Raw genomic sequence first — 19,274 nt, forward strand, 5'->3', positions numbered from 1 at the left:
AGGTCGTTTAGCTCAGCTGGGAGAGCACCTCCCTTACAAGGAGGGGGTCACTGGTTCGATCCCAGTAACGACCACCATATTCGCAAGCGAAGCTGAGATATCAGCTTCAGCTTCAGTTGCAGAGAAAGTCCCCACTCAGATGGGGATTTTTTTTGCCCGCAATTCAGTACTTCAACTTCTTCTGTTGCCGGTGTGGCGAGCCGAACGCCACCTCTTATTGTGCCACTCTGCCGCTCTGCCACTCTGCCACTCTGCCGCTCTGCCACTCCGACCCTTCTTCATCCTGCTCTTCCGAGATTGCCCGACTGCACTCCTGTCCATCGTGATGCTGCTCATATGAACGCCTGTAATAAAGCAAACGCCAGCAATAAAAAGGGCAGGCCAAGGCCTGCCCGCAAAGATGCGCAAGGTGCTACATGATCCCGCGGATCAGGATCCCGCTGATCAGCAGCGGCGCCACCACGCGCCAGCACCAGAGCAGCGCCAGACGCAGGGCGGGTGACAGGCCCACAGGGAGAATGGCATCACCCAGGCGCCAGCCCAGCAGCAGGGTCAGTACCAGACCAAACAGCGGCATCATCAGGTTGGAGGTGAGATAGTCGAGCAGCTCGAAGATGGTCTTGCCAAACAGGGTCAGATCACTCCAGGGGCCGAACGACAGACTCACCGGAATGCCGGAGGCCATGATGAGCAGGGTCAACACCCGGCAGGCGCCACGACGCGACCAGCCCCACTCCTCGGTGGTAAAGCGCACCAGATGCTCAAGCATGGAGATAGAGGAGGAGAGGGCAGCGACCAGCAGCAATAGGAAGAAGACCACCCCCAGCCCCTGACCGAACGGCAGATGACTGAACACGGCAGGCATGGTCATAAAGGTGAGCCCGGGCCCTGCGGTAGGGTCGATACCGGTGGAGGCCAGCGCCGGGAAGATCATCAGCCCAGCCAGTACCGAGATCAGGCTTGCCAGGGTGACGACCCAGACCCCAGAGCGCAGTACCCCTTCGCTATTGGGCAGGTAGGCGCCATAGGTCGTGTGTACCCCTAGCCCGATGGAGAGGGAGAAGAAGGCCAGTCCCAGCGCGTCCAGCACGCTCTGGCCGGTCAGCATGGAGAAGTCCGGCAGCAGCAGCTGGCGTACACCCGCCATGGAGCCCGGCATGGAGAGACCGACCCCAACCAGCAGCAACATCATGATGAAGAGCGCGGGCATCATCCAGCGCAGTGCCCGCTCAACCCCTTTCTGAATACCCCCCTGCACGAACCACCAGGTCAGGCCTGCGAAAATCAGATGGGTCAGCACCGGCCACCAGGGGTTGCTGACATAGCCGTTGAACAGGGCGGTGAGGGCACTCCCCTCGCTCAGGTTGAGCTTGCCAGCCATCGCCAGCGCGGCGTAACCCACGGTCCAGCCGCCCACCACGCTGTAGAAGCTGTAGATAAAGAAGCCGCAGGCGATCCCCATATACCCCATCCAGCGCCAGTTCGGCCCCACCAGTTTGCGAAAAGCGCCGAGCACCCCGCGCTGGCTATGGCTGCCGAGCAGGGTTTCGCCGACCTGTACCGCTACCCCCAGGGTGAAGCTAAACAGCAGAAACACCAGCAGGAAGGCGCCACCGCCATTGGTGGCGGTCACATAGGGAAACTTCCAGATGGCACCAAGGCCAATCGCTGTGCCTGCTGCGGCCAGCACATGACCGAGACGGGAAGACCACTGAACCTGGCTCATACAACCTCCGGGTAACACGACATCGAAGCAATACTCCTCTGTAGCAATAAACGACAGACCATAAAAAAGGCCGCCTGAGGCGACCTTTGCAATGAACATTCAGAAAAACTGTGCGTGCAAGGTCACCTCTCTTGCGAGCTAAAAAATCGACCAAACAGCACGAGGATGGCAGACATGAGGTGACAACCTGACTAATGAATGAGGAAACAGCCTAAACCATGGAAAGAATAATTGACACATAAAATCAAAATTTTTTATGTGTGCCGCTGTCACCACTCTGGCTATACGTACAGCTCAATGGGGGAGAACCTCGCAGGGCCGTATCTTTTCTACCTTGCGGCTATTTACTGGGCGATAATCGACGTAGCTTCTTCTGGAACTAGTGACTGCTACATGGCGCTGACGGGAACAACGATGAGACAGGATATCGTATGAGATGGATGATGTTGCCCTGGTTGCTGATCAGCCTGAGTGTGTCGGCGCAGCCCGGATTAACCCTGCTGAGTCACGACTTACCCCCCTTTACCGAATACCGCGACGGCAAGCTCGATGGCTTCGCCATTCGCCTGATCGATGAGGTGCAGGAGGAGCTTGGCACCCGTTATCCGGTGCGGATTTACCCGCTCAAGCGGGCGCTGGCGTTGGCACGGGTCGAGCCCGGCTATGGACTGTTCGTGGTACAGCGGCTCCCGGAGCGGGAGTCCCATTTCAAATGGGTTGGCCCGCTCTTTATCAATCGGGTCTTTATCTATCAGGCGCCAGATAGTCGCCACCCGCTGACCTCGCTGGCACAGTTGCGAGATCTGCCCAGAGTGGGGGTCGTGCTGGGCAATGCCGATGATGTGCGGCTGACCCATGAGGGCTACACCAATCTGGTGCGCTACAAGACGGTCGGGGAGGCGATAGAGCGGCTGATGCTGGGCAAGATCGATGCCTTGCCGATGGCGGAGCTGGTGATGGAGGCCACCCTCGACAAGATGGGGTTATCCCGGCGCAGCATCGTCAGCAGTGGCGTGCTGCTCCATCAGGCCGGTCTCTATATCGTCTTCTCCAAGGGAACGGATGATGCCGAGATCACCCGCTGGCAACATGCCCTGGAGGCCGTCAGAGCCGCCCAGGGGCGGGCCGATCAGCCCACCCGCGAAGAGTAACCGTCACACCAGACCGCGAATCAAGATCCCGCCGATCAGCAAGGGGGCAATCCAGCGCCAGCAGTTCATCAGCAGGTGATGCCAGTGGCTGGCAATCCCCTGCGGCAGTGCCTTGCGCCCCAGCTTCCAGCCCAGCAGCAGCGTCAGCATCAGGCCGAACAGCGGCATCATCAGGTTGGAGGTGACAAAGTCCAGCAACTCGAAAATGGTTTTGCCAAACAGGGTGGCGTGTTGCAACGGGCCAAACGACAGGCTGACCGGAACACCGCTAACCATGACGAATCCAGTGATGGCGCTGCAGGCCGTGCGGCGTGACCAGCCCCAGGTCTCGCACAGGAAGCACTGCAAATGCTCCAGCAGGGAGATGGCCGAGGAGAGCGCCGCAAAGACCAGCAGGGCGAAGAAGATCACCTCAAGCACCTGACCGAATGGCAGCAGCTGAAACACCGCCGGCATGGTCATAAAGGTGAGACCGGGGCCGGAGGCCGGGTCGATACCGGTCGAGGCCAGCACCGGGAAAATCATCAGCCCCGCCAGTACCGCCACCATGCTGGCCAGCAGCACCACCCAGAGGCTGGAGCGACCAACCCCTTCGCTGGTCGGCAGATAGGCGCCGTAGGTGGTGTGAATGCCCAGACCGATGGAGAGGGAGAAGAAGGCCAGTCCCATGGCATCGAGCACGCCAGACATCCCCAGCTTGCTGAAGTCGGGCATCAGGAAGTGACGTACTCCCGCCATCGCATTGGGCAGGGTGAGGCCAAAGGCGACCAGCATCAGGATCATCAGGAACAGGGCCGGCATCATCCAGCGCAGGGTGCGCTCCACCCCTTTCTGAATGCCGCCTTGCACCACCATCCAGGTGAGGGCGGCAAACAGCAGATGGGTGAGAATGGGCCAGACGTCGCCGCTGACATAGTCATTGAAGCGGGCGGTGAGGGCCGCCGCATCCCCATGGTTGAGCTGGCCTGAGATGGCCATGCCGGTATAGCCCAGGGTCCAGCCGCCCACCACGCTGTAGAAGCAGTAGATGAGCAGGGTAGAGATCACCCCCATTACCCCAACCCATCGCCACTGTTTGCCGAGCAGATCGGAGAAGGCACCGACTACCCCGCGGCGACTCATGCTGCCGAGCAGGGTTTCCCCCATCAGTACCGCAACCCCCAGGGTGAAGCTGAACAGCAGAAAGACCAGCAGGAAGGCGCCGCCGCCGTTGACGGCTGTGACATAGGGGAATTTCCAGATTGCGCCGATACCGACCGCGGAACCCGCTGCAGCGAGGATGTAGCCGAGTCGGGATGACCATTGGGACTGCTTCATAAGAACTCCAATCGAGCGCCCCTTGGCAGGGGCAGAATGGCGCTCATGTTACGGAGGTCACGGCGCAATCACTACGACGGTTATCAGGTATAAATGCGATTTATTGGCACGATTGTCTAATTTAATTCTGTTTTTTACCCAATCCTGCCACCAAATAAAAACCGGAGCGAGATTGCTCCGGTTTGGTCTCTGACAACTGTTCGTCGGCGGACTAGATCACCCCGAGCTCCCGCAGCCGCTCCATCAGGTAGCTGTGGGCGGTATGGCGCTCGGAGAGCACCACATCCGGGCGCGGGTGGAGGAACAGCGGCAGCGAGATGCGTGACTTGCTGGCACTGCCACCGGTCGGGTTGATGACGCGGTGAGTGGTGGAGGGATAGTAGCCGCGAGAGGCCTCCTGCAGCATGTCGCCGATATTGATGATGAGGGTGCCAAAGTCACACGGCACATCCATCCATTCGCCGTCGGAACCCTTCACCTGCAGCCCCGGCTCGTTGGCGGCGGGCAGAATGGTAAGCAGGTTGATATCCTCGTGGGCGGCGGCGCGGATGGCGCCCGGCTCCTCGGTGCCATCGAACGGCGGATAGTGCAGCACCCGTAGCAGAGTCTTCTGGCTCTCTTCGATCATCGAGGAGAGGGGGCAGCTGTAGTGAGCGGCGATATCGGCCGGGGTGTGCTGCTCGACCCAGCCCAGCAACTCGGCGGCCAGACCGTTGGCGAGGCGATAGTACTCCATCGCCTGCTCCTTCAGTTCTTCCGGTATCTGGCCCCAGGGGTAGATGTGGAAGTACTCCTTGATGTCTTTCTGACTATGGCCCTTGGCCACCTCGGAGACCGACGGCGGGAAGTAGCCATCTTGGGTTTCGCGGTTGAACAGGAAATCCTGCTTCTGCTCGCTCATGAAGAAGCGATACCAGTTGTCGTAGATGGACTGCACCAGCTCTTTCGGAATGGGGTGGTTGGTCAACACGCCAAAGCCGGTGGTTCGCAGGGATTCGGTGAAGCGTTGGGCCGCATCGGGTGAGCGGTAATCGACGGTCAGGACTTTCATTGTTTTTGTTGCGCGCCAGTTAAAAGATGGCGCAGTTTACCTTGCACCTGATAACAAGGAAAGCGGGTTGGCCGCCCGTCTGGCACTGCGTTGAATAGTGACAAAAGCATCAAATAAACCGCGCCAGATCACACGGGGGCGCATCCCTTGTTATGGCCTTTTATCCTCTCTAGAATGCCGCTCACTATCTTTTCCGGAGTCTGTTCATGTCCCCCAAAATCCTGTTGCTGACCCTGCCGGTATTGCTGGCGGGATGCAGTGCCCTGTCAGAAGATGAGTGCCGTACCATGAGTTGGTACAACCTGGGTTATCAGGATGGATCGGAAGGCAAAACCCGTCAGGCGACCCGCGATTACGTTTCGTCTTGCAGCGAATATGGCCTCAAAGTGGATGAGGCCGAGTGGAAACGGGGCTACGACAAGGGGCTGGAGCTCTACTGCATTCCCGAGCTGGCTTACAGCAAGGGCAAGGAGGGGCAGGCTTATCTGGGGGTATGCCCCAATGACGCCAGCTTCCTCAAGCAGTATCAGCGTGGCTACGAAGAGTACAAACTGGCTGCCCGCCTGCGGGAGATCAGCGACGAGCTGGAGCGTACCGAGCGGGATATCGATACGCTTGAACGCAGCATCCGCAACGAAACCAACACGGAACAGCGCGACTACTACCGTGCCAAGCGCGATCGAGCCATTCGCCACTACGAATCCCTGCGCCGGGAGTACAACCGTCTGCGTTATCCGGATCGGGTGATCCAGTTCTCCTTCGGCGGTTAATCCCTCTCTTCATGGCCAGCCCGCGTGCTGGCCATGTTGCATCTTGTCAGATCAGGGCAGTACCCAGCGCTGCAGTGCCAGTGCGATACCATCTTCGTTGTGGTCGGCCGTGACCCGATGGGCATGGCTCTGGATCTGCGGGGCCGCATTGCCCATGGCCACCGCCAGCCCAACTTGCTCGAACATGCTGATGTCGTTGTTGTTATCCCCAAACGCCACCACCTGCTCCATCGCAATCCCTTCGCTGGCTGCCCACTGGGCAAGCCGGTTGCCCTTGCTGCAACCGGGCTGTACCAGCTCCACCGCATAGGGGGCCGCCCAGTCGCGGGTAAAGGGTATCTGCTCGACCACCTCGCCCATAAAGGTGTGCAGGCGTGCCGGATCCTGATTGAACAGCTCCAGTTTCCAGACCGGGTTGTCGAGCCAGCCTGCCAGCTCCTCGACCGGGTGGAGGGCGATCTTGAGGTGGTCTGGCTGATTGGCCGACCAATGGCGGATGCGGGTGACATGCTCTTCGCAGCCGATGTAGCCGATCCCCTCGCTCAGGTGGAACAGGGCGCCCATCTGCTGCGCCTCGACCGCGGCCAGCAGCTCGGTAAGCGGGGCGGCCGCCAGCGGGTCGCCGCTGAGGATCCGGTTTTGCACCGGATCATAGAGATAGGCGCCATTGCTGCAGATGAGGGGGGTGTCGAGGGCCAGCTCGTGGTGGAAGGGGCGTGCCGTCATGTAGTGGCGTCCCGTGACCAGCAGCACCTTGATGCCGTGGGCGCGGGCTTGCGCCAGGGCTGCCCGGGTGGCCGACGAGATCTTGTGATCCCGGGTCAGCAGGGTGCCATCCATATCGAGCGCGATGGCCTTGTACTCACTCATAGCTCCTCCAGCATCGAACAAATCCGCAAAGAGCCTTACCGTCCCAGACCCGGCGCCCCGATGCAAGTCTTGCCCGCAGCCGAAGCGCCGAACTGTGATCCCTTCGTGGCTCAGGTGCAGCTGGCCAGCTGTTGACGACGGTCGGCACGGCGACGCAGCAGATAGAAACCGGCGGCACTGGCAAGGGAGCAGAGGGTGGCGAGATAGAAGGGCCACTCGGTACCGGCCAGCAGCACCAGACTGCCGAGCAGCACCGCCAGGATCTCGCTGCCTACGGCGAGGGCGCGGTAGAGCCCCATCGCCTGCCCCTGTTGCTCCGGGTGACTGCGGTTGGAGATCGCCACCGAAGTGGCCAGCTCCCCCAGACTCATGCCGATGCCAGCGGGAACGAAGGTAAGCGCCAGTCCCCACCAGTGCACGGGCAGGATAAAGAGCAGCATGCCGCTCGCCATCACCAGATGGCCGACAATGCCGAGGGAGCTGCCGCGCCAGTGACGGGCGATGCGGGAGCCGAGCCAGGAGCCCGCCATCATGGGCAGGCTCACCAGCACAGCCGCCTGCGCCAGCTGGGCCGGATCCCAGGCCAGCCGCTCTACCAGCCAGATGTTGAAGTAGGTGAAATAGAGTTGCACGGCGCCATAGCTGATCAGGGTGAGTGCGAAGTATGGGAGCAGGGCCGGTTGCAGCAATAGCTGGCGGCTGGAGAGGGTCGCTGCCTGACGGGTGGCCGCCACCGGCGGACGATAGGGGATCAGCCAGTAGACCAGCAGCAGGTTGAGCAGGGTCATTCCTACCGCCAGCCAGGCGGCCAGACTGTAATCCCCCGAGATCACCGCGGCGTAGCCCCCGATCATCGGCCCCACGACCCAGCCCAGATTCATACCGATGTTGATCCAGGCGAAGCTGCGCGCCTTGTGCTCCTTGCCGGCGAGATCCGCCGCCATCGCCTGCACGATGGCGATGTTGCCGTTGCACAGCCCCTCCACAATCCGGCTGAGCAGCAACAGGGGGAGGGAGCGCCAGGCGATACCGAGTGCCATCAGGGCATAGCCTGCCAGTACCCCCGCCAGCGAGAGCAACAGCAGTGGCTTGCGGCCATAGCGGTCGGAGAGGCGACCGAGCCAGGGACTGCCCACCAGCTGGAACAGGGGATAGAGCCCCATGATGACCCCCAGCCAAACCTTGCGGCTCCAGTCGGAGGAATCCGGCGTCAGCATGCCGTGGGCCGGCTCCAGCAGCAAAGGAGCCAACACCGGGGAGGGGAGACTGAAGCCTGCAACTGCCAGCGTGACCGTCATGACCAGCACCCAGAGGGGATTTTTGTGCTCGTGTTTCTCCATGCTGCACCCATTAAGTAAAGTTATTGGTTTATTTATGCTGGTTCATAGACGGGATTAAGTAAAGTGAATTGTTGATTTAATAAAGGGCGCTCCCCATAATGAGATCATGAACGCAAGCACCGACAAGATCCTGTTTCTGCTCAAGAGCCATGGCCCGCAGAGCGCCGCCGCGCTGGGGGAGCAGTTGCAGATGACCTCCATGGGCGCCCGCCAGCACCTGCTCACGCTGGAGCAGGAGGGGTGGGTCACATTCAGCGACGAGGCGCGCGGGCGCGGTCGTCCCGTGCGGCTGTGGCAGCTCACCGAGCAGGCCTGGCAGCGCTTCCCCGATAGCCATAGCGACCTGACCGTGCAGCTGATCGACAACGTGCGCGAGCTGTTTGGCGAGGAGGGGATGGAACGGCTGATCCAGCAGCGGGAGCAGCAGATGCTTGCTCGCTATCAGGAGGCGCTGGGGTCCCATGGCCTCTCTGGCCGGCTGGCGGCGCTCAAGGAGCTGCGTACTCGCGAGGGCTACATGGCGGAGATCCGCCGCGAAGAGGATGGCAGCTGGCTGCTGTGGGAGAGCCACTGTCCCATCTGTGCGGCGGCGCGCACCTGCCGCGGTTTCTGTCGCAGCGAGCTGGCGCTGTTTCGCCAGCTGCTGGCGCCGGCGACGGTGGAGCGGGAGCAATATCTGCTGGAGGGGGCGCATCGCTGTCTCTATCGCATTACGCCGCCCGCGCTCTGATTGCGCCAAACACCCAAAAACAACAAAGCAGGCGCCGGGATGCCTGCTTTGTTGCCTTCGGGGAGGGGGTTCTCTCGTTCCAGCCCGTCGTTTCCCGATAAGGTAAGACGGCTGATGGGGCTCTTGACCCGGTAAGGTCCTTCACCGCAGAGACCCGGTCAGGTATCTGCTTTGCCACCGGAAGATGTAACCATAGTATCCCTCCCATGCCGGTGAGTGGTTGCAAAGTAACCACTTATTTCGGTTGTTTTTGCAATAGTTCACCCTTAATCTAGGAAAAGTGGATTAGTCATTGCAACGAGGAAGGGTAAATGCTGAAACTTGATCGCATAGACAGACATATTCTCGAGCTGATGCAGGAGAATGGCCGCATCAGCAATCTGGAACTGGCCGAGCTGGTCGGGCTCTCGCCGTCCCCCTGCTCCCGCCGGGTCAAGGCGCTGGAGGATGCCGGTCTCATCGACACCCACGTTACTCTGCTCAACGCCCGCCAGCTTGGCCTCACCCTCACCGCCTACATTCATATATCCATGGACAGACACACGCCCGAGCGGTTCGAAAACTTCGATCGCGCCATCAGCGAGTTGCCCGAAGTGCTGGAGTGTGACCTCATCACCGGCAATGATGCCGACTACCAACTCAAGGTGGTGGTGCGCGACATGGAGCACTATCAGCACTTCCTGCTGGATAAGCTGACCCATATTCCGGGGGTGACCGGAGTGCGCTCCAGCTTCGTGCTGCGTCGCATCAAGCACAAGACGGCGCTGCCGCTCAACCATCTGGGGTGAGCCCGCGCAAACCGCTCATATAAACAGAAAGAGGAGGCCAGTGGCCTCCTCTTTTGCTATTCGCTCTTGGTTATTCGGTCGTGGTTATCGGGTCTGGATTAGCTGTCGCGGTGACGGGGCGACTGCCGTGGTCAGACGCTGACCTGGCTGATGTCTTCCACCTGCAGCAGCCAGCCGCTCTGCTCCTGCTGCGGTTCGCCGCTGACTCGCAGCCGCTCGCCGGTCGGCACCCACTGCCCTTCGGGCAGGGAGACCAGCAGGCTCTCGCTGCCGTTGTCGAACAGCCAGCGATCTTCGCCAAGCGATTCAATCAGATAACCTTCCATCTCCACTCTGGACTCGGCTTGCCAGGATGGCGCAACGGAATCACGGCTCTCGATGAAATCCCCCTGAACACCAAAACTGGCTAGCCCCCACAGAATGGAGAGCCCGACGATGGATGTTTGCATCTTGTCTCTCCTCTTTTGGAACTGTAGGGCCAGTATGGGAACAGAAAACTGAGCGCACCATGAACAAGGTGGCAAAGTGCTGGCGAGATCGCGAAAAAATCCGGCCAATTGGCCGGCAGTGTCATTTTATGGTGTCTAGATCACACTATTTGGCGGCTTCTTCTGCCATCCGTTCCTCTCTTGGCTTATTCGTCCACATGGCTACCCCACGATGATCCCCACAGATCCCCTCTGCCACCACGGCGCGAACCCGGGTGCCATCTTTGCAAATGGCCTGCCAGGCGTCGGCATCATCGATGGCGAGCGAGTTGGGGGACTGAGAGGATGGGGATGACCTCTCCATCCGGGCTTCACTCCCCAGCATCAGTGATAACCGGTTAAGGGGCAAGGGGGGGGGACCACTGACGGCCGCAGGTGCCGTGCAGCCGGGGCTTGCCCTGTGCCCTCCTTGGGCCTAAGGTGAGGCCGTTTTATTGCCTGATTGAAGGAGCGTTTTCATGTCCACTCTCTATCCCCGCGTCGGGGTCGGCGTCATCCTGACCAACGCCCAAGGCCAGGTGCTGCTTGGCAAACGCAAAGGGAGCCATGCCCCCTACTGGTCGATCCCGGGTGGTCATCTGGAGTTGGGGGAGAGCTTCGAGTCGGCGGCGATCCGCGAGGTGGCCGAGGAGACGGGACTTGAGATCCACGGGCCCGAGGTGGTGGCGGTGACCAACAATCTGGAGACATGGCGCGAGAGCGGGCTGCACTATATCTCGGTGACGCTGCACGCTAAGGCCGATGGTGAGCCGCAACTGCTGGAGCCGGAGAAGTGCGAAGGCTGGGTCTGGTGCGATCCGCGCGCGTTGCCCGAGCCCCATTTCGACGCCAGCCGTCAGTCCATCGCCTGCTGGCTGGCGGGACGCTGCTATTTGCCGGGTGATATGCCCATGGTGTCGGCCTAATCAGTCTGATTGTCATAAAACGATCATCGCGCTGTCATAATATCCCCTCTCCATCGGGAGAAGAGGGATGAGGGAGAAGAGCGTGGGACAGGTATTTATTCAGTTTTTATGGCTGGGCTGCATCAGCTTTGGTGGTCCGGCCGCTCATATCGGCTATTTCCAGCGCACCTTCGTCCAGCGGCTTGGCTGGCTGACACAGGCCGAATTTGCCCGCTTGCTGGCGCTGTGCCAACTGCTGCCGGGGCCCGCCTCCAGCCAGCTTGGTTTCGCCATCGGTCGTCATCGCGCCGGTCTGGGCGGGGCGCTCTCAGCTTTTCTTGGCTTCACGCTGCCCTCATTTCTGCTGCTACTGGCGGCCGCGATCGGCATCGGCCAGCTGGGCAGCAATCTGTGGCTCGATGCGGCTTTGCACGGCCTCAAGCTGCTGGCGCTTATCGTGGTGGCCGATGCGGTGTTCACCATGAGTCGTCAGTTCTGTGCCACTGGAATGACCCAAGGGATTATGGTGGTGACCGCTGCCGCACTCTGGTGGCAGCCCGGTCTGCTGACTCAACTGTTGATGCTGGCGGGAGCGGCGTTGATCTGCGCCCGCAGCCAGAGCGGGGCGGGTAGTGTGCCAGCCTCCGCCGAGCTACCTTCTGCCGCCAGCAGTCAGCTTCATTGGCCTACCCTGCTGATGTTTGGCATCCTTTTTATCGGTCTGCCGCTGCTCGGTAGCCCGCTTGGCCAGCTGGTTGCCGACTTCTATCGCGCCGGTAGTCTGGTGTTTGGCGGTGGCCATGTGGTGTTGCCGCTACTGCAAGAGAGCGTGGGACACACTCTCAACGAGCAGCAGTTTCTGACCGGTTACAGCCTGGCCCAGTTGGTGCCGGGCCCCATGTTTACCCTTGCCACCTATCTTGGCGCCCAGCTGCAACCCGAAATGCCGCTGATCGGGGCCCTGTTGGCGACCATGGCGCTGTTTGTGCCCGGTTTTCTGCTGCTCTGGGCGGTGGGCCCCTGCTGGCAACAGTGGCTGGCCCGGCCCCGTCTGGCGGGGGCCGTCACCGGAATCAACGCCGCCGTGGTGGGCTTGTTGTTGGCGGCCCTCTATCAGCCGGTGTGGCAGAGTGCGGTGCTGGCGCCGACCGATCTTGCGCTGGCGGCCATCGGCTTTTATCTGCTGCGGGTGTTGAAGTTGCCGGTGCCGGCCATCGCGGCCCTGTTGGTGATGGCTGCTATCCTGCTGGCGTGAAGCCGGTGAAATCCCGATAAAAAAACGGCGCCTCCATAACGGAGGCGCCGTTTTTATTGCAATGGGTAAACCGTTCAGACCTCGGGTTCGAAATCCAGACTCAGGCTGTTGACGCAGTAGCGCTGGCCGGTCTCGGTCGGTCCATCGGGGAAGACGTGACCGAGGTGAGAGCCGCACTGGCGGCAGGTGATCTCCACCCGCTTCATGCCGTGGCTGTTGTCCTCGGTGTACTCCACCGTCCCCTCGATGGCCTTGTCGAACGAGGGCCAGCCGCAGCCGGAGTCAAACTTCGCTCCTGAGTGAAACAGCACGCTCTTGCAGCAGACACAGAGGTAGTCGCCGCTCTTGCGATTGTGGAGCAGGGCGCCGCTGTAGGGGCGCTCGGTGCCCTTCTCCCAGCAGACATGAAACTGCTCGGGGGTCAGTTTGCTGCGCCACTGTTCCGGATTGTTACTGCTCATACCGACTCCTTGCCATCCATACCGGAGCCCAGCATAGCGGCTCCGTAAAGCTGACTCCAGCATGCCTCTTATGCTTTGCCTGTATCTGTGATCGAGGTGGCAACCATCTCCTCACCGGATGCAGGGAGAATTTCCTGCTGCGGTGGCTGGGCATCCTCCGCCGTGCTGGACAATGCCACCCGCTCCAGCAGTTTGAGGGAGTGTGCCCGGCCGACTGCCACCTGCCGTTTGATGTCATCGGGCAGGAAGGGGAGGCCATCGTTGGTGGCGGTGTCGATGGTCTGGATCCACTCCAGCCCTTCCCCCGGCGGTGGCAGGCGGAACTGGATGTCGTAATCGCTGGCGTTGAACAGCACGTACCAGCGCTCGCCGACACAGTTGATCATGCCGATATCCATGGCGAACGCCTGCCCCATGGGGGCGTGCCAATCCTGATCGGTGAGCTGGTGGCCGTCCGGGTGATACCAGTTGACCTGATGGCAGCTGGACGGGGTGCCATTCCAACTGTCGTCGCTCAGTTGCAGGTTGGAGAAGACGCTGGACTCTGCCCGCAGCGCCATCATCTGCTGGGTGAAGGCGAACAGCCGCTCATCCTCCGGCCGCCACTGCCAGTTGACCCAGCTGATCTGGTTGTCCTGACAGTAGGCGTTGTTGTTGCCAAGCTGGCTGCGGCCCATCTCGTCGCCGGCGAGGAAGTGGGGAGTGCCTTGGGAGAGCAGCAGGGTGGCAATCAGATTGCGCTTCTGCTGCTGGCGCAGGCTGTTGACCCGCGGATCCAGGGTCGGCCCCTCTACCCCGTGGTTATAGGAGAGGTTGTTGCCGTGACCATCCCGATTGTCTTCACCGTTGGCCTGATTGTGGCGCTGGTTGTAGGAGACCAGATCCTCCAGGGTGAAACCGTCGTGATAGCAGAGGTAGTTGACGCTGCTGTGAGGCGAGCGCCAGTTCTTCGGGAAGATATCCCGCGAGCCTACCAAGCGGGTGGCAAAGTCCCCCATCTTGCCCGCATCACCGCGCCAGAAGGCGCGCACCGTGTCGCGGTAGCGGTCATTGATCTCCTGCCACTGGCTCGGGAATTGACCCAGCCGGTAGCCGAAGGGACCGATGTCCCAGGGTTCTGCGATGAGCTTGACCTGTGACAGCACTGGGTCGGCCATCACGGCCTTGAAGAAGGCGCCCATGGGCTCGAACTCCCCTGCTTCCCGCGCCAGCGTCACCGCCAGATCGAAACGGAAGCCATCCACCTGCATCTCGGTGACCCAGTAGCGCAGGGCATCGAGCACCAGTCGCAGGGTGTTTGGGTGATCCAGATTGACGCTGTTGCCGCAGCCGGTCACGTTGGCATGACGGGTGTAGTCCGGGCCGTGGGGGCCCGCTTCGAAGGCGTAGTAACCGGCGTTGTCAAAGCCCTTGAACGAGAGGGTGGGGCCGTCGAAGCCCGAGGCGGCAGTGTGGTTGTAGACCACATCCAGAATCACCTCGAGCCCGGCCCGGTGCAGCTCGCGCACCATGGTCTTGAACTCGGTCACCGCCTCGTCGGCCCTGGTGCTGTAGCGCGGCTCCGGGGCGAAGAAGGCGATGGGGTTGTAGCCCCAGTAGTTGGTCAGTCCCAGCTGTTCCAGTCGCGGTTCCGACATGAAGGCGGCCACCGGCATCAGCTGCACCGAGGTGATGCCGAGACTCTTCATGTGCTCGATGACCAGCGGGTGACAGATGCCAAGGTAGGTGCCCTGCAGCGCTTTGGGGATCCCTGGATGCTGCTTGGTAAAGCCCTTGACGTGGGTCTCGTAGATAATGGTGCGGGCTGGACTGATCCCGGGTTTGCCAACCCCTTGCCAGTCAAAGCTGTCATCCACTACCACCGACTTGGCAATCATACCGGCGCTGTCACCCTGATAGAGGGCTTCATCCCAGTAGGTGGGACGACTGAGCGCCTTGGCGTAGGGGTCGATGAGCAGTTTTTGCGGATCGAACAGCATCCCCTCCTGCGGGGTGCCATAGACCCGATAGCCGTAGCGCTGACCGGCCTTTACGCCGCGCACGTAGCCAAAGCGATACTGGCCACGGCGGCCGGGCAGCTCCAGCCGCATCAGCTCCTGCTCCTGCTCGTCGTACAGGCAGATCTCCACCTTGTCCGACTGGGGGGCCCAGACGCAGAAGTGGCAACCGTTCTCGTCAAGGCGGGCCCCCAGCGGGTGGCCCACCCCTTTTTCCATTACAAGCATCAAGACTCCTGTTTGATAAACAAGGTCGCCAGCGGCGGCAGATCCAGCACTATGCTGTGTGCCATCCCCTGCCAGGGGGTCGGCTCGGCAGCGAACACCAGACCTACATCATAGTTACTACCCCAGTAATACTCGCTGTCGGTGTTGAGCACCACCCGATAGTGGCCCGCCGCAGGGACGCCGATCCGATATTCGAGACGGGGCACCGGGGTGAAGTTGCAAGCGACCACAATAGCCTGCTTGCCCTCTTTGTCCGCCCGCAGCCAGGCAAAGATGCTGTTGTCGGCATCGTTGTGATCCAGCCAGCGGAAGCCGGTCTGCTCATAATCGGCCTGATACAAGGCAGGCTCATGACGGTAGAGGTGGTTGAGATCGTGGATCAGCCGCTGTTGACCGGCATGCTTGGGATATTGCAGCAGATGCCACGGCAGTTGGGCGTCGTGGTTCCACTCGTTGCTCTGAGCGATTTCGGTGCCCATGAAGTTGAGCTTCTTGCCCGGGTGGGCGTACATGAAACCCATGTAGGCCCGCAGGTTGGCTGCTTGCTGCCACTCGTCGCCCGGCATCTTGTAGAGCATGGAGTGCTTGCCGTGCACCACCTCGTCGTGGGAGAGCGACAGGATGAAGTTCTCGTCATAGTGGTAAACCATGGAGAAGGTCATGTCGTTGTGGTGGTAGCGGCGGTGGATCGGCTCTTTCTGCATATAGGTAAGGGTGTCGTGCATCCAGCCCATATTCCACTTGAAGCCAAATCCGAGGCCGCCGAGGAAGGTGGGGCGGGAGACACCGGCAAAGGCGGTGGACTCTTCGGCGATGGTCATGGCGTGGGGATACTTGCCGTAGACCTCCTCGTTGGTCCACTTGAGCAGGCTGATCGCCTCGTAGTTGTGGTTGCCGCCATCGACGTTCGGTACCCATTCACCGGCGTTGCGGGAGTAATCCAGATAGAGCATGGAGGCGACCGCATCCACCCGCAGGCCGTCGATGTGGAACTTGTCGAGCCAGAACAGGGCGCTCGCCACCAGGAACTGGCGCACTGTGTCGCGGCCGAAGTCGTAGATGTAGGAGTTCCAGTCCGGGTGCCAGCCACGGCGCGGATCTTCATATTCGTAGAGCGGGGTGCCGTCGAAACGGGCCAGTCCGTGGGCATCGGACGGGAAGTGGGCGGGCACCCAGTCCAGAATGATGCCGATCCCGGCCTGGTGGCACTGATCGACGAAGTATTTGAAATCATCAGCGGTGCCGTAGCGGCTGGTGGGGGAGAACATGCCCACCGGCTGGTAGCCCCAGGAGCCGCTGAAGGGGTGCTCGGAGACAGGCAGCAGCTCGATGTGGGTGTACTCCATCTCCTTGACGTAGGCGACCAGCTCCACTGCCAGTTCACGCCAGCTCAGGCTGTCGCCGTTGGGGTGGCGTTTCCAGGAGCCGACGTGCAGCTCATAGATGGAGAGCGGCTGCTCGCGTTTGTCGTTGTGCTGGCTGGCAATCCACTCGGCATCCTGCCACTGGTACTGGGCGTGGTCATAGACCACGGAGGCGAACGACGGATACTGCTCGCAGTAAAAGCCGACCGGATCGCTCTTGTGGGGCAGCCGGTTGCCCATGGGGTCTTTGAGCTCAAACTTGTAGCGATCCCCGGCCTTGAGGCCCGGCACAAACAGCACCCAGTGACCGCAGAGGCTGCGCTGCATCGGGTGGCGGCGGCCATCCCAGAAGTTGAAATCGCCGATGAGGCTCACGGCGGTGGCGCTCGGCGCATAGACCGCAAAACGCACCCCTTCCACCTGCTGGCCAAGATGCTCCACGGTGCGCAGCTGGGCGCCAAGGGTGTGATAGAGGTTTTCCGGCTGGGCGGTCAGTTCGGCCAGGCCTGCCCAGGCGGCATCCTGAAACTGATAGGGGTCGATGACCTCGGTGGTGGCATCTTGGTAGCTGGCGAGCAGCTGATAGGGGAAGGAGTTTTTGCGGCGGGTGAAAACAGTTTCAAAAAGACCCGATTCATCGGTGGGCGCCAGGGTGGCAACGACTTTGCCCGACTTGAGATCCTTGACGCGAACTTCGAGGGCATCAGGCAACCAGGCGGTCAGTTTGAGGCCGGGCCCATCCGGATTGGCCTGCAGGCCTAAGTGAGAGAAGGGATCGGAACAGCGGGCAGCAACCAAACGTTCAACGAGCATCGAGATTTCCTTTCATGACAGAGCATCCACTCCGGCCGAAGCCGGAGTGGATTTAGGTGAGAGCGCTGTGGGAGACAGCGTCTCAACGACTGGCCTCATCACGGGCTTGGCTCATCTTGCCAGCCAGTGCCTTGAGTGCCTCATTGGCAAAAATATCTTCCAGATCAGCGGAAAGCTTGCGGCGCCAGTTGGGGTATTCGTAACTGGTGCCCGGTACGTTGACCGGCTTGTCCATCTCCAGCCAGTCTTCCAGCTGGGTACTGAACAGGGCACAGCTGCCGCGGGACATATGGATCTGCAGACCGTGGTTGAGTTCGGTGTTCATGCCGACCCAGTTCACGTCATGACTGATGTTGTCAGAGATGACCTTGTGGGCATGCAGGCTGTCGAGGATCCGCTGTTTGGCCTGGTGGCGATCAGCATACAGAGTCTTCAGCACATCTTCATCCGGATACAGACCCAGTTGACGGCCGAGCGCCAGATCGTCGCAATGCCAGAAGCCCTTGAGGGTCGGCATGTCGTGGGTGGTCAGGGCTGACATCGCCTGCTCGGTGTAGTGCGCCGGGGAGATAAAGCCGCCATCTTCCTTGGAGCGTTCGAAGAAGAACACCTTGTAGGAGTGAACGCCGTTCTCTTTCAGGGTCACGTCGATCCCCTCCGGCACGGTGCCCAGATCCTCGCCGATCAGCAGGCACTGATTGCGGTGGGATTCGAGGGCCAGAATGCCCAGCAGATCGTTGACCGGATAGTAGATGTAGGCGCCCTTGGCGGCGGACGCTCCGGGCGGTACCCACCACAGGCGCAGCAAGGCCATCACGTGGTCGATACGCAGTGCGCCGCAGGAGCGCATGTTGGCACGGAACAAGTCCACCATCGGCTGGTAGGCCGCTTCAAACAGCTTGTTCGGGTTCATCGGGGGCAGGCCCCAGTTCTGACCAAGCGGGCCGAGGATATCGGGCGGCGCACCGACCGAGGCTTTCGGGCAGTAGAGATCCTGGTTGGCCCAGATCTCGGTGGAGCCTTCGGAGACGCCCACCGCCAGATCCCGGTAGATACCCATCACCATGCCGGCAGCCTTGGCACGGGCATCGGCTTGCGCCAGCTGCTCGTCGGCCAGGAACTGCAGATAGAGGTAGAAGTTGACATCTTGCAGGTGCTCAGCCATCCAGGCGGCAACGGCAGGGTTGTGGTAATCGCGCAGCTCCTGCGGCCATACCGGCCAGCCCCAGGCATTTTCGCCTTTGGCATAGAAGTGGGCCTGCAGGGCATCAAATGCTGCCTGCTGTTGCAGGCTGTCGCCACCGGCGGCCACGAAGGCATCAAAGGCGGCCTGACGCTCGGCGCTCAGGGTGGCTTCATCGAACACCTGACGCAGCATGCCGAGTTTGGTCTGGATCACGCCGGTGTAATCGACGTTCTCTTTGGCGCGCAGGTCGGCCAGATGTTGCTGGAAGGCAGGACTTGCCACTTCCGCTTTCAGGCGATCGCTCTGCTGGAATTCGGGCACCGCTTCCACATTGATATAGGCCACGTTGAGCCAGCGACGGGAAGAGGGGCTGTAGGGACTGGCGCTCTCCGGATTGGCCGGATAGAGGGCGTGGATAGGGTTGAGGCCGACGAAGTGGGCACCCCAGGCTGCGGCTTTCTCGACCAGCTGGCCCAGATCGCTGAAATCACCGATACCCCAGTTGTGGCGGCTGCGCAGGCAGTATAGCTGTACGCTCGGGCCCCATACCTTGCGGCCATTGGCAATCGGCGCCTGTTTGTAGCAGGCCTTGGGGGCGACGATGAGGCGCATGGTGGCCAGCGGCTCGTCATTGCCCTCTTCCAGCAGCACCAGCTGGTGATAACCCAGCTCAGGGGCCATATCCAGAGTGACGCGATAGGCCTGGCACTCCATCTCTTCAAATTCGGCCACGCCGACCAGCTCACCCTCGATGGGGGTGAATTGACCGGACAACACAGCACCCTGCTCCTGCTGGAGCTGCCAGGTGAGGGCGTCGTTGACGAATTCGATGGGGAGGCGAACCTCAAGGGTAAC

General features: G+C 61.0%; 18 protein-coding genes and 1 tRNA gene. 8 read left to right on the forward strand and 11 right to left on the reverse strand.

The window, feature by feature from the left end; translation table 11 throughout:
* The first annotated feature begins 1 nt into the window (after position 1).
* Together G5358_RS14670 and G5358_RS14675 are read left to right on the forward strand one after the other, a co-directional pair.
* Positions 2-77 (forward strand) — tRNA-Val (locus tag G5358_RS14670).
* 75 nt (positions 78-152) lie between these two features.
* The gene (locus G5358_RS14675; protein ID WP_421324340.1) at positions 153-326 is read left to right on the forward strand and encodes a hypothetical protein; all 174 of its coding nucleotides are present in this window, start codon (positions 153-155) and stop codon (positions 324-326) included.
* Positions 327-412: 86 nt separating this feature from the next.
* On the opposite strand, the gene G5358_RS14680 is transcribed toward G5358_RS14675, so the two are convergent.
* Positions 413-1,726, reverse strand: a complete 1,314-nt coding sequence (locus G5358_RS14680; RefSeq protein ID WP_005362979.1) for a sodium-dependent transporter — start codon at positions 1,724-1,726, stop codon at positions 413-415.
* Positions 1,727-2,157: 431 nt separating this feature from the next.
* Between G5358_RS14680 and G5358_RS14685 the strand changes: the two genes are divergently transcribed.
* A complete protein-coding gene (locus G5358_RS14685; RefSeq protein ID WP_421206855.1) occupies positions 2,158-2,877 on the forward strand; it encodes a substrate-binding periplasmic protein in 720 nt (239 codons plus the stop codon).
* A 3-nt stretch (positions 2,878-2,880) separates the two neighbouring features.
* On the opposite strand, the gene G5358_RS14690 is transcribed toward G5358_RS14685, so the two are convergent.
* Together G5358_RS14690 and G5358_RS14695 are read right to left on the reverse strand one after the other, a co-directional pair.
* Positions 2,881-4,194 carry a sodium-dependent transporter gene (locus tag G5358_RS14690; protein WP_005335722.1) on the reverse strand — a complete coding sequence of 438 codons (1,314 nt, stop codon included), beginning with the start codon at positions 4,192-4,194 and terminating at the stop codon, positions 2,881-2,883.
* A 211-nt stretch (positions 4,195-4,405) separates the two neighbouring features.
* A complete protein-coding gene (locus G5358_RS14695) occupies positions 4,406-5,245 on the reverse strand; it encodes an isopenicillin N synthase family dioxygenase (RefSeq protein ID WP_421236387.1) in 840 nt (279 codons plus the stop codon).
* 206 nt (positions 5,246-5,451) lie between these two features.
* Here G5358_RS14695 and G5358_RS14700 point away from each other — a divergent pair, with 206 nt between their 5' ends.
* Positions 5,452-6,015: a DUF2799 domain-containing protein gene (locus G5358_RS14700; protein WP_005362971.1), complete on the forward strand. Its 564-nt coding sequence runs from the start codon at positions 5,452-5,454 to the stop codon at positions 6,013-6,015.
* Between the two features lie 51 nt (positions 6,016-6,066).
* On the opposite strand, the gene G5358_RS14705 is transcribed toward G5358_RS14700, so the two are convergent.
* Positions 6,067-6,885: a Cof-type HAD-IIB family hydrolase gene (locus G5358_RS14705; protein ID WP_421313126.1), complete on the reverse strand. Its 819-nt coding sequence runs from the start codon at positions 6,883-6,885 to the stop codon at positions 6,067-6,069.
* Positions 6,886-6,995: 110 nt separating this feature from the next.
* Positions 6,996-8,225 carry an MFS transporter gene (locus G5358_RS14710; RefSeq protein ID WP_421324342.1) on the reverse strand — a complete coding sequence of 410 codons (1,230 nt, stop codon included), beginning with the start codon at positions 8,223-8,225 and terminating at the stop codon, positions 6,996-6,998.
* Positions 8,226-8,331: 106 nt separating this feature from the next.
* On the opposite strand from G5358_RS14710, the gene G5358_RS14715 reads away from it, so the two are divergent.
* Positions 8,332-8,955: a helix-turn-helix transcriptional regulator gene (locus G5358_RS14715; protein WP_042052419.1), complete on the forward strand. Its 624-nt coding sequence runs from the start codon at positions 8,332-8,334 to the stop codon at positions 8,953-8,955.
* Positions 8,956-9,266: 311 nt separating this feature from the next.
* On the forward strand, positions 9,267-9,743 hold the full coding sequence (locus G5358_RS14720) for an Lrp/AsnC family transcriptional regulator (RefSeq protein ID WP_005304871.1): 477 nt from the start codon (positions 9,267-9,269) through the stop codon (positions 9,741-9,743).
* A 131-nt stretch (positions 9,744-9,874) separates the two neighbouring features.
* On the opposite strand, the gene G5358_RS14725 is transcribed toward G5358_RS14720, so the two are convergent.
* Positions 9,875-10,192, reverse strand: a complete 318-nt coding sequence (locus G5358_RS14725) for a hypothetical protein (protein ID WP_005343224.1) — start codon at positions 10,190-10,192, stop codon at positions 9,875-9,877.
* Positions 10,193-10,337: 145 nt separating this feature from the next.
* Positions 10,338-10,535 (reverse strand): hypothetical protein, encoded by a 198-nt coding sequence (locus G5358_RS14730; protein ID WP_421324344.1) that lies wholly within the window; start codon positions 10,533-10,535, stop codon positions 10,338-10,340.
* A 154-nt stretch (positions 10,536-10,689) separates the two neighbouring features.
* Here G5358_RS14730 and G5358_RS14735 point away from each other — a divergent pair, with 154 nt between their 5' ends.
* Together G5358_RS14735 and chrA are read left to right on the forward strand one after the other, a co-directional pair.
* Complete coding sequence (locus tag G5358_RS14735; RefSeq protein ID WP_064339420.1) at positions 10,690-11,136, forward strand: nucleotide triphosphate diphosphatase NUDT15; 447 nt, start codon at positions 10,690-10,692, stop codon at positions 11,134-11,136.
* Positions 11,137-11,218: 82 nt separating this feature from the next.
* Entirely contained in the window at positions 11,219-12,370 is a 1,152-nt protein-coding gene (gene chrA, locus G5358_RS14740; protein ID WP_421324350.1) for a chromate efflux transporter, read from the forward strand.
* 74 nt (positions 12,371-12,444) lie between these two features.
* On the opposite strand, the gene msrB is transcribed toward chrA, so the two are convergent.
* From msrB to malQ, 4 genes are all read right to left on the reverse strand, one after another.
* Positions 12,445-12,831, reverse strand: coding sequence for a peptide-methionine (R)-S-oxide reductase MsrB (gene msrB / locus G5358_RS14745; protein ID WP_069554900.1), 387 nt, complete (start codon positions 12,829-12,831; stop codon positions 12,445-12,447).
* A gap of 68 nt (positions 12,832-12,899) precedes the next feature.
* The gene (glgX, locus tag G5358_RS14750) at positions 12,900-15,056 is read right to left on the reverse strand and encodes a glycogen debranching protein GlgX (protein ID WP_421324346.1); all 2,157 of its coding nucleotides are present in this window, start codon (positions 15,054-15,056) and stop codon (positions 12,900-12,902) included.
* Positions 15,056-17,233 (reverse strand): 1,4-alpha-glucan branching protein GlgB, encoded by a 2,178-nt coding sequence (glgB, locus tag G5358_RS14755; protein WP_069529707.1) that lies wholly within the window; start codon positions 17,231-17,233, stop codon positions 15,056-15,058. Before glgB ends, glgX begins: the two co-directional genes overlap by 1 nt.
* A gap of 82 nt (positions 17,234-17,315) precedes the next feature.
* On the reverse strand, positions 17,316-19,274 hold a 1,959-nt coding region (gene malQ / locus G5358_RS14760), incomplete at its 5' end, for a 4-alpha-glucanotransferase (protein ID WP_421324348.1).

The sequence above is a fragment of the Aeromonas sp. 604176 genome (genome assembly GCF_049170755.1).
In the GTDB taxonomy this organism is placed as follows: domain Bacteria; phylum Pseudomonadota; class Gammaproteobacteria; order Enterobacterales; family Aeromonadaceae; genus Aeromonas; species Aeromonas veronii_A.